This window comes from Bacillus sp. FSL H8-0516, from assembly GCF_038635285.1.
Taxonomy (GTDB): Bacteria; Bacillota; Bacilli; order Bacillales; family Bacillaceae; genus Bacillus; species Bacillus safensis.
The window spans coordinates 1,011,431-1,025,366 of record NZ_CP152051.1; the positions used below are offsets into that span (position 1 = coordinate 1,011,431).

A 13,936-nucleotide genomic window follows, 5' to 3' on the forward strand; every position below is an offset into this window, starting at 1 on the left:
ATCACTCTCCCCCTCTAGAAAGAAAATCACGTACCAATCGTTTCAAGTGTTTTCTTTCGCCCGAAATGACCATCGTATCATTTGCTTGAATAATCGAATCGGCACCAGGGTTGAGTAATTTTTCATTTGTATGTTTAATGATCGCAATCACGGTGACTTCATAATTTTGTCTCACATCTAAATCACCGAGTGTATGTCCAACCGCTTTTGCACCTTTTTCCACTTTAAACCATTCAATGATCAAGTCGTTGAAGGCCATTTCAATGGTTTCTAGTGCCTGCGGTTTATACACCATACCGCCGATAATAGCAGCGATTTGCCGGGATTCAGCATCATCGAGTGAAATGGTAGACAGCACTTCATCTGGATCATCATCGTCAAAACGATAAATTTCCCGTCTGCCATCATCATGAATCACAATCGTCATTTTTTCTCTATTTCTCGTTTCAATTTCAAATTTCTTTCCGATCCCAGGAAGATCATTTTCTTTAATGTTCATTTTATCCCTCCGAATTTGATAGTCTGTGTTTTTCATATTGTAAATGCGGATGAAATAAAATGAATCAGTAGAGGTAATTAGATTGATACATAACGGGGATCGCACACTTCATTTCCAAAAAACATAGATCAATGGACAATGCAGCTGATGGGGCAGGCTTTGGCAGAAAAGTCTTGGCATCCATCATTGATAATCTGTCCTTCAACAGAATGGATGAAGCATGTTTTTTTGAAAACGAAGGTGTCTTCACAGCATTGATTTTTTCATCATAAATGGATGGAGAAATCAGGCTAGGTGTGCTCGCTTCTGCCTGTGAAGCAAAAACGACATTTGAAAAAGGAGAAAACATGACGATGAAGCTAACCAATATCATGATGGAACATCTGATCAATCATCCTCCTCCTTTCAAATTTATTTTCTTTCTTTTTTTACTATATAAAAATATATTTCTTGTTTCAATCATTATGCTTATTTTAGTATCAATTGATCTTGAAATTTTTTGTTTAGAGAAAAAGGTTTTACATGATGGAAATGGAAGTAAGTTATGAGCTTTTAAAAGAAGAGGGGGATGGATGATGACATATATCAATTGTCAGTTAGACGGGGATGTTTTTGAAATCGTTTTCAATAGGCCTGAAGCTTATAATTCTTTTCATGTGGACATGTTTGCTGAATTCAAAGAAGCATGTGATGCAGCGGAGGAAAGCAGTGCAAAAGTCGTTGTCATCAAGGGAGCGGGAAAAGGATTTTCAGCAGGCGGAGATATTGGGATGATGCTCAAGCAGGAAAGTGAAGAAGATTTCCATCGTGTGATGGATTTGATCGAGGGAATTACACTTTCTCTAGCTGGTATGAAAAAAGTGACGATTGCGCTTGTCCACGGGTCAGCAGCAGGCCTCGCTTTTAGCTTTGCTCTAAGCTGTGACTACTTGTTTATGCATCAGGATGCAAAACTTGCCATGAATTTTAATGGAGTAGGATTAATTCCAGATGGCGGGGGGCATTTTTTCCTCACAAAAAGAGTCAGTGAGCAAACCGCTAAACAATTGATTTGGAGCGGACAAAAGCTGCCAGCTGAAGAAGCGTTAAAGCTGCGCCTTGCAGACGGGGTGTTTCAGGATGAGGTCGATACGTACCAAAAAGTGTGTGTGAAGCCATTTATGAACATGCCGCTTCAAGCCTTTATCGAAACAAAGATGATCTATTTCCAGCAGTCAGAATCAAAGCTCTTAGCCGTTCTTCAAAAAGAGAGAGCAGCACAGGCAAGACTGAGAAAAAGTCATGATCACAAGGAAGGTATACAAGCCTTTTTAGAAAAAAGACGTCCTGTCTTTCAAAAAGCATAAATGAACATGAGGCCGGCGAAAGCCGGCTTTTTAACGTTCAAATAAAAGCAGCTTTCCTGCTTGATCAACGAGTCGATGAGAATGCTTTGTGTATTGTTGTTCCATTAAGCGATGACGTCCTAATTCCTTTGCTTTCTTGTCACTATCCGCTATGATTTTTTCATTTAATAAAGTCTCACCCGACCGGTCAAATACGGTTAAAAAGTATGTCTTCTCCATGCCTCATCTTCCTTTCCTCTGTTTTTTAATGTAATTAAACATGGAATAAGACAAAACCTCTTTTTTAGCCCTTAAAAATGTGTTTTTTAGATTGAGAGTGATAGAACGTGCATTCGTAAAAATGGCATGATAAAATATGGACAATGACAGTATCGGACAAGGAGATAGACGTTTGACTAAGCTCACCTTTATTCATGCCGCAGATTTACATTTAGACAGTCCATTTGCAGGAATGTCGACTATACCTAATTCTATATTTAAGCGGCTCAAAGAAAGTACATTTCAAAGTGCTAAGAACATCTTTGATCTTGCCGTTGCGCGGGCAGTAGACTTTGTGCTGCTGAGCGGAGATTTATTTGATGAATCCAATCGCAGCTTAAAAGCACAGCTGTTTTTAAGAAATCAGTTTGTAAGACTGCAAACGCACGGGATTGAAGTCTTTATTATTTATGGGAATCATGATCATTTAGGCGGGGAATGGACACCGATTGAGTGGCCCGAGAATGTACATGTCTTTTCGAGCAGTACACCAAGTGAGCACTCCTATTATCGAGGGAAGCAGCTTGTCGCGAGTATTTATGGATTTAGCTACAAAGAGCGGGCTGTCTATGAAAATATGACATCTCATTATGTCAAAACAACAGATGCTGCCTATCACATTGCAATGCTTCACGGCACATTAGCCGGACAAGAAGGACATGATGCATATGCCCCATTTCAGCTTCAGCAGCTCATAGCACGGGATTTCGATTATTGGGCGCTCGGACATATACATAAAAGAGCCCTCCTTCATGAAGACCCATTTATTATTTACCCTGGTAATGTGCAAGGCAGACATATAAAAGAAACGGGAGAAAAAGGCTGTTACTTGATTCACCTCTCCGAAGATTCTCACACAGCGGATTTTATCAGCTGTGCAGATATCATCTTTGAGAAACTGGCCATAGACATCACAGAAACGGCTCATATGACGGATCTTGTCACACTTGTGGAAGGCAAAATCAATGAGCTGAAAGAGGAAGGCGTTCCTCATTTTGTGAGAATTGAATTGACAGGTGATGCACCTTCTTACTTTGAGCATATGCAGCTTGAGGTCCTCGAAGAGCTGTTGACTGTTTTTCATGAGCAGGAGGAAGATGAAGACGTGTTCGTTTGGGTGATGTCAATTGACTGCCGAACAAATGAGGATGTGATCTATCCAGAGGATTCCTTTTTGAAGGAACTAACGGCAGAAATTGCACAGTTTGAGTCATATGAAGAGCTGCTTTTACCGATCAAGCGTCACCCAATCTACAGGAAGTCAGGAAAAGCGCTCACAAAAGAGGATGAATTGGATATAAAAGAAGAAGCACAAAGGCTGCTGACGGAACAGCTGAAGCAATTATGAGAAAAGGAGAGGTATGATGAAAATACGTTCACTCCATATAGCGAATTTCGGGAAATTTTCAAATCGAACCTTTCACTTTTCTGATGACGGTTTTCAGCTAGTTTACGGCCTGAATGAATCGGGGAAAACGACATTGAAGGCGTTTATTGAGTCGATGTTATTTGGTTTTTCAAGAAACAAGATATACAAGCCGAAACAAGGGTCTTTCTATGGCGGCTCCCTCACTTGCTTAGATGAGGAGTTAGGTGTCATTCACATTGAGAGATCGTCCGATCGAGGCGGTCAAGCACAGGTGTTTTTACCGAATGGTGAAGTGAAAGATGAAGCATTCTTGCGAACTCTTTTAAAGGGAACAGATCGCAGATTATTCCAATCAATCTATTCATTTGATGTGTTTGGACTGCAAAATGTCCAAGTCTTAAACGAAGATCAAATCGGTGAATTCCTCCTTTTCTCAAGTTTATTTGGCTCAGATGCTGCCTCTAAGATGGATAGCAGGCTGCTTAAGCAGCAGGAGCAGCTGTTTAAACCAAATGGACGCAAGCCGGAATTAAACCAGCAGCTTGATCGTTTAAAAGAGCTGGCTGCCCAGCTGAAACAAGCTAGATTGGCAGAAGGCCGTTATACAGAGAAAAAACGGGAGCATTCTGAATTAATAGAGAATATCGCAGCGCTTCAAAAGGAAATGAAGCAGACAGAAGAACAGATTCAGCAGTTAAACGAACACATTCGACTTTATCCCATGATAGAGAAGAAGATGGAGTTAAAAAAAGAATTAGCCCGTTATCCAGAACGAGTCAAACGCTTTAGAGCAGAAACAGAGCATGAATTGGATAAATTAGAATCACACCTTCACCCGAAAAAGGCTCAAATGACTGCACTAAAGCAAAAATTAGATCATTTGCAAACCTTGCTGGCACAAGTTCAACCGCTTTATGACAAGGATACATTACTGGAGATGAAGCGTGTCGTTGATGAATCTTCTCATGCTGAACGTGTCAAAAACCGCTTAGCTGAATGTAAAGCAGAACGTGATTCATTGAAACAAAAAATGGACGAAGCCGCAGCGAAGCTAAAGTGGCAGCGTTCAGTCAAGCTTGATCAGATTGATGACTCCCTTGAATTTGAGTGGGAATTAAAGGAGGCTGTCAGCCAATACGTTCGTTTAATGGACAGAAAGGCACAGCTGGATGACCGGTTTGATCATGCAAGACATGAGCTGGAGGAAGCGGAAACCGCTTTAAAAGGATTAAAGGAACAGCAGGCCAAATCGCACAGTACAGTGGAAGCTGGGGAAACAAGAACAAAAGAGAAACAGGTTCATTCCCGGGCGTGGTTATTTCCTGTGATGGTGATATTTGATGCTGCATTTCTGCTTGTCCTTTTCTTTTTAACAGAGTGGTGGGTTACTTTCTTATTTGCAGGATTTTCTGTTTTTGTCTTCTTTGCTATTTACCCATTTTTGAAATCGGCACAGGTGAAACAGGGAAGCGGCAGGGGAGCATTCGATTCCTTCCAAGTACAGGCAGCTTCAGCTGAAACGCTTGTGAGGCAGAAGGAGCTTTTGTACGAAAGGATCATCAGGCAATATGAAGACTGGGAGCAGGAGCTGGAACCTGTCCAGCAGCAAGTAGAGGAAAAGAAAAGACAGCTGGGCTTGTCCTCAGAGCTTTCTTTCCTAGTAGAAGCCTTTCTTATTCTGAAGCAATTAAAAACGGATACAGCGGAATATGAGGAGCTTAGCCGGGAAATAGACGAGCTTGCCGGCCAGCAATCCAATTATGAGCAAAGGGTGGAAGCATTAAGCAGTCTTCTGCAACGAAAGGAAGGCACCATTCAAGAGAACATCTCGGCCTTTCAAGAGATTTTGAAAGATGAGGCGAAAAGAGAAAAAGAACGTCAGACATTGGATGTATCGATTCAACATGTGAAACAGCAGATCACGGCGCTGGAAGGGGAAATTGACTATTACGAAAAACAAATGGACGCGCTTTTTCGTCAAGTAGAGGCAGAGTCCAAAAAAGATTACCAAATTCTTTCCCATCTATCGAAAGAATATCGGGAACGGCTTTCCCATTTGCAGCAGCTGAATCAAGAGCTGCATAGAAGCGGCTGCTTTGATGAGGAAGAATCGATTGTTCGTAAAGGGTTGCGTCTTCTTGAAGAAGAGTGTGCGGAAGCGAAGCACCACCTGAATAACATACAATCGAATGCGGCGAATATGGAAAAACGTCTGGCAGAACGAGCAGTGGAAATCCGGCAAATAGAAGCTTCAGGTACGGTGTCTGATTTGACTCATCAGCTTTCAGCTGAGCAGGAGCATGCAAAGCACCTTGCGAAAAAATGGGCGGCGGTTCAGCTTGTTCGCTCCGTCATTCGAGAAAAATTGAATGAACATAAAGAAAAAAGGCTGCCAGCACTGCTGCAAACAGCTTCCCGCTTTATTCAGCCGTTAACGAATGATCGATATGAAGCCATTTTATTTTCACCCGAGGATGACCGGCTGATCGTGAAAAGGATGGACGGACGAATATTCCGCCCAGAGGAGCTCTCACAAGCAACCTGTGAACAAGTCTATCTGGCCATTCGTTTTGCACTCGCCTTGTCTCATCAGCATGAATGTCAGCTTCCGTTTATGATGGATGACAGCTTCGTTCATTTTGATCATGTTCGTCTAGGAAGAGTGCTGGAGTTGATGAATGAACTCACGCGTTTTGAAACACAGCTGTTTTATTTTACCTGTCATCAGCATATGACGCAGGCAGCAGAAGATGGACAGATTACGAGTTTAGCAGTTGAATGATTGACAAATAATGACTTATGTTATACTTATATGAGCAGAAACATGGAAGGAGCTTTTATTGAATGGCTAAAGGGATCATGACCTATGATGTCGGCGAACAAGTTGACCTGCATTTATTAATTAAATCATCTACTAAAGGGATTGCAAGTAATGGCAAACCATTTTTAACGCTCATTCTTCAAGATCAAAGTGGAGATATTGAGGCGAAACTATGGGATGCAAAGCAGAATGATGAAATCACCTACGGCCCGCAAACCATCGTGAAGGTAGTAGGCGACATTCATCATTATCGCGGGAGGAATCAGCTGAAGCTTAGGAATATACGCCCTGTTGCTGAAAACGAGCAAATTCGAATTGATGACTTTCTCGAAACAGCTCCTATTCCAAAACACGATATGATGGATACGATTATGCAATATATTTTTGATATGAAAAACCCTAATATTCAGCGTGTTACAAGGCATTTGCTGAAGAAATATGGACAGGAATTTGCTGATTATCCAGCAGCGACAAAAAATCATCACGAATTTGTCTCTGGACTCGCCTACCACGTCGTGTCTATGCTGCATTTAGCAAAATCAATTGTTGACCTATATCCATCACTAGATCGAGATCTTTTATATTCAGGCATCATTCTTCATGATTTAGGGAAAGTCAAAGAGCTTTCGGGTCCAGTCTCCACGACATATACTGTGGAAGGGAATTTAATTGGCCACATTTCCATTATGGTGACAGAAATTGCGAAAGCTGCGGAAGAGCTTAGCATTGATTCAGAGGAAATTCTCATTTTACAGCACTTAGTCCTGAGTCATCACGGAAAAGGAGAATGGGGCAGCCCGAAACCACCAATGGTGAAAGAAGCTGAAATTCTCCACTATATTGATAATTTAGATGCGAAAATGAACATGATGGATCGTGCACTTGAGCATGTGAAGCCTGGAGAATATACAGAACGTATTTTTGCACTTGAAAATCGTTCGTTTTATAAACCAACCTTCCATCACGAATAATCATGTCAAAACGTCCGTTTATGCGGGCGTTTTTTTCATAACTTGTCTTCTTTTCGCATAAGCATATAACACAAAGGAAGAGAGGAATGTCCTTAAGAAAAGGAGGCGATGAAAAAATGTTGTTTTTTCCGTGGTGGGTGTATGCATGTATTATCGGCATTATTTTCTGTGCGTATAAATTAATGACAACAGCCAAAGAGGAGCAAGAAATTGATCAATCCTTTATTGAAAAGGAAGGAGAAATATTTATCGAGCGAATGGAACAGGAAAGAGAGCGCAGACGCCAGAATCAGCAGGTAAAAAGATCACAGGATACTGCGGCACATGAAGATCATTCAATTGCTTAATCTCGTCATACAAAAACCCCTCTGCACGATTACGGCAGAGGGGTTTTTTGTGATTACTGGTTCTGTTGTGTCTGCTGATTTTGTGCAGGCTGTTCAGATTTTTCTTTGAACGTTTTTTGAAGCTCTTTATCTTTTACTTTCACATCAGCATCTTTTACTAATTTGTTTAAGATGTTTTGGATTTCATTTGTGTCTGCTTGTTTTTGGTCAAGCAGTTCTTTTTTCAAGTCTGCTTTCATGTCATCATATTTACCGCGTTCTTCAGTCTTTTTAATGATATGGTAGCCGAATTGGGATTTTACTGGCTTGCTGATTTCATTTACTTTTAGTTTGAAAGCAGCTTTGCTGAAGTTCTCGTCCATTTGGCCTTCTTTTGCGAACCAGCCTACATCTCCGCCTTGTGCTGCTGAAGCAGTATCAGTTGAATATTCAGAGACAAGGGAATCCCATTTTTCACCTTTATCTAATTTCTTTTCCACTTCGTCAGCTGTTTTCTTATCAGCTACTAAAATGTGGCTTGCACGGATTTTTCCTTTAAGGTCATCGTAATACGATTTTACTTCTTTATCAGTGATTTTGATGTTAGCTTTGGCAGCCTTTTGAGTCAGCAGCTCATATTTCACTTGATCTTTGATGTAATCTTTACCGAATTCATCTTGAAGCTGTTTTAAACGATCTTCACCAAGTGTCTTTTTATATTCTTCCAATTTCTTATCAATTTCTTTATCAGATACTTTGTATTTGTCAGCAAGAACCTTTTGTTGAACAAGTAGGTTTAGAGCATCTCCACCTGCTTGTTTCTTAAGAGTTGTATAAAGTTCTCCTTTTGTGACATCTCCTGATTTCGTTGTGGCGATCACATCTTTATCACCGCTACTGCATGCGCCAAGAGTTAAAACACTTACTGCTGTTACAGCTGCTAAAGCCATTTTTTTCATTCAAAAAACACTCCTAATCTTTCCAATTTATTTATCATTGCTTGTATCATAACATATTGTGACACGCTGTAAAAAGAAATGCAAATGGAAGGGCATTCGTCTAGTCAAAAAATTGCGCGCGACATACACATATAGTGATCACAAAAAGGAGGCTGAATTATATGGGAGCAGGATATTCTAATGGGTTTGCTTTATTGGTCGTGCTATTCATTTTGCTGATCATCGTTGGTGCAGCATATCTTTACTAATTAAATCGCTGTGACAGAAGGGAGCCGTCCTGCCGTGCGTGAGGGCGGTTCTTTTTTCAAACGATGACAGGTGCCTAAACGTTTTTTATTTTTCTGCATACACTGAGCTTAGAACAGAGGAAGAACTGGCAGGAGGTGTTTTCACATGGGAGGAGAAGTCTTTGCTGGCGGTTTTGCACTAGTCGTCGTATTATTCATTTTATTGATCATCATCGGTGCATCTTGGATTTGCTAATTAAAATATACACAAAAAGCTGCCCTCAAACTGGCAGCTTTTGCTTTGATCTTAAATGGAAATGGTAATTTCAACAAATGATGAGATAAGTAAGATCAGTATCGATACATTGATAAAGCGAAACACCTTATCTTGCCGTTCTTCAGGAATCTCTCTGACAAGGCATAATGTATTAGTAAGCCTGTTTATTGAATACACAATAAACGCGGCAAAGACGATGAAGTAAAATAAAACTATCGGAGATCCCCCCTCTCTATGCTATTCCCATACTACATTACCAAATTTTTTATGAAAAAGATAGAAGTTGGCTTTAAAAACCTCATGATGAGGAAGTTTGGTCAACTAAAATATCAAACTCGTCTTGAGCTTGATCGATGATGCAGGATTTAGGTGCTTTGAGCAGCTTCCATGCAAATAAAAAGTCAGGCAAACAATAGCCTGCATGTATACTTGCGATGATGATAAAATAGTGTGCGTACATAGGAAACGCCACGCCTAACACAAAGTAAACCGGTGAGATGACACAAAACGGGCTGAGAAGTGAAAAAAGCATCACTTTCTTAGGCACGCGCTGCCAGCAATTTCGTTTCATCAATAGCGTCATTTTTTTCTTATTTTTCATCACTGGGATCAAGTGAACCACACGGTGGACAAGCAAAGTCACAAGTAAGAGCACGGCAAAAAGAGGTGCGTTATGGCTGCTTAGCCTCGTTTCAGGATGAGTCAGTTGAAAACATAAAAATGCCATAATGAAAAAAAGGATAGCAAGACTTATGGCAGAAATCATCATTCTCGTATAACCATAATCCTTTTCAAGATTAATGGTCTTCCAACAATTCATTTTTCATCCTTCCAATCTAAAAATCGAATTGAATATCTCAAGATAATTTACTCTTCCTGAGGATAAAAATCAATGGTTTTGATGAAAAAAAATAAAATGATGCCTTCATATGGAATAAAGAGAGGAAACTTTGGATTTTTCAAGAAAAAAGAACTGAAGGGGGAGGTTCGTCTCTTTCGTCAATGAGTAATTTCGGCTAAAATAGAAGGACTAAGAGAAAGAGGGAACGTACATGAGTATTGAGGAACGAATGAGCCAGCTAGAATACTATATGGAACTTTTATTGACGGCAACCGATATGAGCCGTTATCCATATTATGCGTTATTGATCAGGCAGCGTGTATCGAAAGAAGAGGCAGAGGAAATTGAGCGTATTTGTGCTGAGCTTACAGAGGAAATGGATAAGCAAAAAGCACAAGGCTACGTCATGTTTGACGATCTCCTTGCGCTCTTTGCGGGACAGTTAATTGAAAAGCTGGATGTTCATGAGACGATATTTGCTTTGCATGATCAAGGGCTCTTTCAGCCGCTAATGAATGAATTTATAAAGATCATTAAACAATTTGATTTGTTTTAGACGCTTTTTCTGCTGCCTCAGCTGAGTTTTCAAGTTCCTCAGTCTTTTTTGTGACTTTTCCTTGCTCATTCAAAAAGTCCTTCTCAATGTTTGAAAACGATTTCTCAAAAATCTCCATGAAATCCTCACCATAAATGTTACGGATGATACACATCATTTCTAAAATCTCAGGGAACTTTCCGTAAATGTCATGAAGCGGCTGTGCGCCTTTGACAATACCAGTTCGGGCCGGGTCATAATCTTCGAGTAGTTTATGGAATGTCTCTTCGCCTTTTGGCGTTAGCTCAATATACGTATTGCGCTTATCGTTTAACTTTTTAGAAAATTTTAAAAATCCTCGTTCCTCCAGTTTCTTGGAGAAGTTAAACGCCGTTGATACATGCATGACGCCAAACTTTGCAATTTCTGATATTGAAGCTCCTTTTAATTGATACGCAATCCACAAAATATGATGTTCATTGATATTTAGGTTATACGGTTTGATCCACTGCTGCCAGTCCTTTTCAATGGATTTCCAAAGAGCTTTGCTCAATTGGGCCATTCTTTGACTGAATAAAAGTGCTTCTTTTACATCGAAAGGCTGTTCCGAATGATTCATCCATTTCACCTACTTCTCTTTTTCTTGTAATTCTATTATGCCAATAAAATAAAGATTAATAAAGCTGAAAATTCAAGAATTTTTAAAAGTCATGAAAAACATTGTCAAAATAACCTTTTTTCAACAAAAAAAGTGCGGGATACGCACCCCGCACACTTTTGTAAACGAATATTTTTTTGTGAGTATATTAGTTTTGTAAGGTTTTCTCCAGTTGTTTGAGCTTTTCCTCAATTTCCTGAATTTCCTTTTGTAAGTCCTGCTGATGAGGTTTGATTTCTTCGCGCCATTGCTGAATCGATGTTTGCAATTCAGACCCGACTTCTTTAATCACCTCTGCGCTTTCTTTTGCTGTTTCCACAATTTGCTCTTTTAAAGCTTGTCCATCTCTTTTTAATTTTGTCAGCGTATCTTCGAATTTGTCATAGCCGTCTTTCACTTTTCCGCGCACATCTCTGCCAGAAGAGGGAGTCGTCAGGAGCACTGCCGCACCTCCGAGGAGACCGCCTACAAATAATCCTGTTAATAAAGAACGTCCACTAGCCATTCAAATCACCTCTAGTCAAATTTTACACATTCGCATGTTCTCTCTGAGCTGATGATCAGCTTCATTGAACTTCCATACATAGCTTGCTTTATTTTAGCATACTTTTGAAGAAAAGGGAGGGGAGAAGGTTGTCTGTCTTTCTGTTCGTTTTTATGTGTATCGTCATCGTTTTTACAGGTGGTTCTATTCATTATGCAAGACAGCTTGGGTATGCAGGGTCTTATCCGCCAAAACATGTTTTAAAGCAAAAAGCACTTGTGTGTGCGGCTGGTGCAGGAATTTCGCTCCTCATTTTGCTGCTGACCCTTTTTCTTTTATAAAAGCATGAAAAAAACCTCTTCATCTATCATGAAGAGGTTCCAGCGTGTAGACAAACCCTCGCATTCTTTGTCAGTCCTGCGTGCTGGTGCTCACGAATATCAAATTCGCTCCGCGCCAGTACTCGTCCTTCCTAGACTTCAAAGGTTTTCTATCACGCTGAAAAGAAGACAAAGGGCTAAAATCAAGATCATTTTAGCCCTTTGTCAACAATCTGAAACCTCTTCATCTATCATGAAGAGGTTCGGTTATTCGTTAAGCAACTTCTATCATTCTTGCACGTCTCAGAATGGACTGAGCAATTGGGAAGACAAATACCATAGCGATGGTATTAATCACGGCTGCTGGCAGGACAACACCCACAAGAAGTGCCGGTAATGCAGCTGGCAGTCCAGTGATCAGTAAAGCGGCAGATAAGAAAATCACACCGGATACGATCGTTCCAATCGCAGTTAACGCAGCGGTCAGCACGACTTTGTTCTTTATCTTCAAGCAAGATAAGAAAAGGGCTAAGAAGATAAAGGCTGTCACTGGCTTATCAATCATATTCGGAATTTGTCCGCCTGGGAATCCCGTTGTTAATGCAGAAATCACGCCAGTCACTAGCGCAATCACGACTACATGCTGTACCTTTGGGAAAAGGATGATGCTTAAAAACATCATGACCAGCATCATATCAGGTTTCATTCCGAAAAAGATGGGCGGGAAAATCGTATGCAAGACAGCTCCCATTGCTGCAAGCAATGACATAATCACTAATTCTTTTGTTTTCATTTCTATGCTCTCCTCTGCTAAGCTCTTATAGGACTCTCCAATAATATGGCTCATCATTTATTGCAAGAGTCATGACTTTATATTTCTCGTTATTATAACAAATTTATTTCCCTATAGAAAAGCCTTTTTACTCATTTTCTTGCTGGAACTTTTTCATAAAGTCCGCAAGCTTTTGGCAGTCTTCAATTGAGACCGCATTGTAAATAGATGCTCTGCATCCGCCAACAGAACGGTGGCCCGCAAGTCCAACCATTTGCTCTTGCTTTGCTTTTTCCACAAAGGAAGAAGTAAGCTCATCATCGCGAAGAGTAAAAGTGACATTCATATGCGAACGGCTGTCAGGACGCGCATGTCCTTGATAAAAACCGCCGCTTTGATCAATTGTATCATAGAGAATGCCTGCTTTTTGTTCATTGCGTTTTTCCGCTGCTTCTACACCGCCAGCATGTTTGATATGCTCAAGGACAAGTGACAGCATATAAATCGCAAAAGTCGGTGGTGTATGGTAAAGAGAATTGGCTTTTGCGTGTGTTGAATATTTTAATATTTTCGGTGTGCTGCTTTTCTCTTTCTCTAATAAACGTTTGCGCGCAATCACAATCGTAATACCAGAAGGTCCTAGGTTTTTTTGTGCCCCGGCATAGATGAAATCAAATGAAGAAACGTCTATTTTTTTGCTGAGAATATCACTGGACATATCCGCAATGAGCGGGAGTGACGTGTTCGGGAACGTTTTCCACTGAGTGCCGAAGATCGTATTGTTCGATGTGATGTGTAAGTAAGCACCATCTGTTAAACCGGAAGTATCTACTTCTGGAATATACGAGTAGTTGTCATCTTCACTTGAAGCAAGCACAGATGTCTGACCAAACCCTTTTGCTTCTGACAATGCTTTTTCTGACCAAGCGCCTGTTTGAATGAAATGAGCTGTTTCGCCTTCATGTAAGAAGTTCATAGGAATCATCGCAAATTGAAGACTAGCTCCGCCTTGTAAAAAGAGGACTTCATAATCTTCTGGAATGTCCATCAGTTCCACCAAAAGCGCTTTTGCTTTATTGTGTACTTCTTCATATTCACCGCTGCGATGAGAAAGCTCCATCACAGACATCCCAGTTTGTTTAAAATCAACAAGTTCTTCCTGTGCTTTTTGAAGCACTTCTAGCGGCAGTGCCGCCGGACCAGCATTAAAATTCGTCGTTCGCTTCATCACAATCTCTCCCTATTTCTCGCGTTAATGGATCAAAAGATAAAA

The 13,936-nt window shown here is 40.5% G+C and carries 19 protein-coding genes; 9 read left to right on the forward strand and 10 right to left on the reverse strand.

Annotation, left to right across the window (positions count from 1 at the left end):
* Position 1: 1 nt before the first annotated feature.
* Positions 2–499, reverse strand: coding sequence for a cation:proton antiporter regulatory subunit (locus MHB67_RS04850; RefSeq protein WP_024425442.1), 498 nt, complete (start codon positions 497–499; stop codon positions 2–4).
* A gap of 64 nt (positions 500–563) precedes the next feature.
* The gene (locus tag MHB67_RS04855; protein ID WP_232624175.1) at positions 564–890 is read right to left on the reverse strand and encodes a potassium:proton antiporter; all 327 of its coding nucleotides are present in this window, start codon (positions 888–890) and stop codon (positions 564–566) included.
* 181 nt (positions 891–1,071) lie between these two features.
* Here MHB67_RS04855 and MHB67_RS04860 point away from each other — a divergent pair, with 181 nt between their 5' ends.
* A complete protein-coding gene (locus MHB67_RS04860; protein WP_051582030.1) occupies positions 1,072–1,845 on the forward strand; it encodes an enoyl-CoA hydratase in 774 nt (257 codons plus the stop codon).
* Positions 1,846–1,875: 30 nt separating this feature from the next.
* Here the strand turns inward: MHB67_RS04860 and MHB67_RS04865 are convergent, their stop codons facing one another.
* The gene (locus MHB67_RS04865) at positions 1,876–2,064 is read right to left on the reverse strand and encodes a YhzD family protein (RefSeq protein ID WP_073204555.1); all 189 of its coding nucleotides are present in this window, start codon (positions 2,062–2,064) and stop codon (positions 1,876–1,878) included.
* Positions 2,065–2,236: 172 nt separating this feature from the next.
* On the opposite strand from MHB67_RS04865, the gene MHB67_RS04870 reads away from it, so the two are divergent.
* The 4 genes from MHB67_RS04870 to MHB67_RS04885 all read left to right on the forward strand — a co-directional run bounded on the left by MHB67_RS04870 (position 2,237) and on the right by MHB67_RS04885 (position 7,611).
* Positions 2,237–3,451 carry a DNA repair exonuclease gene (locus tag MHB67_RS04870; RefSeq protein WP_283859984.1) on the forward strand — a complete coding sequence of 405 codons (1,215 nt, stop codon included), beginning with the start codon at positions 2,237–2,239 and terminating at the stop codon, positions 3,449–3,451.
* A gap of 16 nt (positions 3,452–3,467) precedes the next feature.
* On the forward strand, positions 3,468–6,254 hold the full coding sequence (locus tag MHB67_RS04875) for an AAA family ATPase (RefSeq protein WP_342492830.1): 2,787 nt from the start codon (positions 3,468–3,470) through the stop codon (positions 6,252–6,254).
* Positions 6,255–6,316: 62 nt separating this feature from the next.
* Positions 6,317–7,264 carry a 3'-5' exoribonuclease YhaM gene (yhaM, locus tag MHB67_RS04880; RefSeq protein WP_024425447.1) on the forward strand — a complete coding sequence of 316 codons (948 nt, stop codon included), beginning with the start codon at positions 6,317–6,319 and terminating at the stop codon, positions 7,262–7,264.
* A gap of 116 nt (positions 7,265–7,380) precedes the next feature.
* Positions 7,381–7,611 (forward strand): sporulation YhaL family protein, encoded by a 231-nt coding sequence (locus MHB67_RS04885; protein ID WP_024425448.1) that lies wholly within the window; start codon positions 7,381–7,383, stop codon positions 7,609–7,611.
* Between the two features lie 53 nt (positions 7,612–7,664).
* On the opposite strand, the gene MHB67_RS04890 is transcribed toward MHB67_RS04885, so the two are convergent.
* Complete coding sequence (locus MHB67_RS04890) at positions 7,665–8,549, reverse strand: peptidylprolyl isomerase (protein ID WP_024425449.1); 885 nt, start codon at positions 8,547–8,549, stop codon at positions 7,665–7,667.
* A gap of 161 nt (positions 8,550–8,710) precedes the next feature.
* Between MHB67_RS04890 and MHB67_RS04895 the strand changes: the two genes are divergently transcribed.
* Positions 8,711–8,797 carry a YjcZ family sporulation protein gene (locus MHB67_RS04895; protein WP_008361129.1) on the forward strand — a complete coding sequence of 29 codons (87 nt, stop codon included), beginning with the start codon at positions 8,711–8,713 and terminating at the stop codon, positions 8,795–8,797.
* A gap of 145 nt (positions 8,798–8,942) precedes the next feature.
* Positions 8,943–9,032, forward strand: coding sequence for a YjcZ family sporulation protein (locus tag MHB67_RS04900; protein WP_017360317.1), 90 nt, complete (start codon positions 8,943–8,945; stop codon positions 9,030–9,032).
* A 51-nt stretch (positions 9,033–9,083) separates the two neighbouring features.
* Here the strand turns inward: MHB67_RS04900 and MHB67_RS04905 are convergent, their stop codons facing one another.
* Together MHB67_RS04905 and MHB67_RS04910 are read right to left on the reverse strand one after the other, a co-directional pair.
* Positions 9,084–9,269: a hypothetical protein gene (locus MHB67_RS04905; protein WP_072368131.1), complete on the reverse strand. Its 186-nt coding sequence runs from the start codon at positions 9,267–9,269 to the stop codon at positions 9,084–9,086.
* An 82-nt stretch (positions 9,270–9,351) separates the two neighbouring features.
* A complete protein-coding gene (locus MHB67_RS04910) occupies positions 9,352–9,873 on the reverse strand; it encodes a DUF3267 domain-containing protein (RefSeq protein WP_024425450.1) in 522 nt (173 codons plus the stop codon).
* 232 nt (positions 9,874–10,105) lie between these two features.
* Here MHB67_RS04910 and MHB67_RS04915 point away from each other — a divergent pair, with 232 nt between their 5' ends.
* Positions 10,106–10,450 carry a YhaI family protein gene (locus MHB67_RS04915; RefSeq protein WP_044333717.1) on the forward strand — a complete coding sequence of 115 codons (345 nt, stop codon included), beginning with the start codon at positions 10,106–10,108 and terminating at the stop codon, positions 10,448–10,450.
* Here the strand turns inward: MHB67_RS04915 and MHB67_RS04920 are convergent.
* Together MHB67_RS04920 and MHB67_RS04925 are read right to left on the reverse strand one after the other, a co-directional pair.
* On the reverse strand, positions 10,428–11,048 hold the full coding sequence (locus MHB67_RS04920) for an HTH-type transcriptional regulator Hpr (RefSeq protein ID WP_024425452.1): 621 nt from the start codon (positions 11,046–11,048) through the stop codon (positions 10,428–10,430). The genes MHB67_RS04915 and MHB67_RS04920 overlap by 23 nt on opposite strands.
* Positions 11,049–11,235: 187 nt before the next feature.
* Positions 11,236–11,592, reverse strand: coding sequence for a YtxH domain-containing protein (locus MHB67_RS04925; RefSeq protein WP_024425453.1), 357 nt, complete (start codon positions 11,590–11,592; stop codon positions 11,236–11,238).
* Between the two features lie 128 nt (positions 11,593–11,720).
* Here MHB67_RS04925 and MHB67_RS04930 point away from each other — a divergent pair, with 128 nt between their 5' ends.
* Positions 11,721–11,912 carry a hypothetical protein gene (locus MHB67_RS04930; RefSeq protein ID WP_024425454.1) on the forward strand — a complete coding sequence of 64 codons (192 nt, stop codon included), beginning with the start codon at positions 11,721–11,723 and terminating at the stop codon, positions 11,910–11,912.
* A gap of 253 nt (positions 11,913–12,165) precedes the next feature.
* Here MHB67_RS04930 and MHB67_RS04935 read toward each other — a convergent pair whose 3' ends face one another.
* The gene (locus MHB67_RS04935) at positions 12,166–12,684 is read right to left on the reverse strand and encodes a tryptophan transporter (RefSeq protein ID WP_095408118.1); all 519 of its coding nucleotides are present in this window, start codon (positions 12,682–12,684) and stop codon (positions 12,166–12,168) included.
* A gap of 127 nt (positions 12,685–12,811) precedes the next feature.
* The gene (gene serC, locus MHB67_RS04940) at positions 12,812–13,891 is read right to left on the reverse strand and encodes a 3-phosphoserine/phosphohydroxythreonine transaminase (protein WP_151039238.1); all 1,080 of its coding nucleotides are present in this window, start codon (positions 13,889–13,891) and stop codon (positions 12,812–12,814) included.
* Between the last annotated feature and the right edge of the window lie 45 nt (positions 13,892–13,936).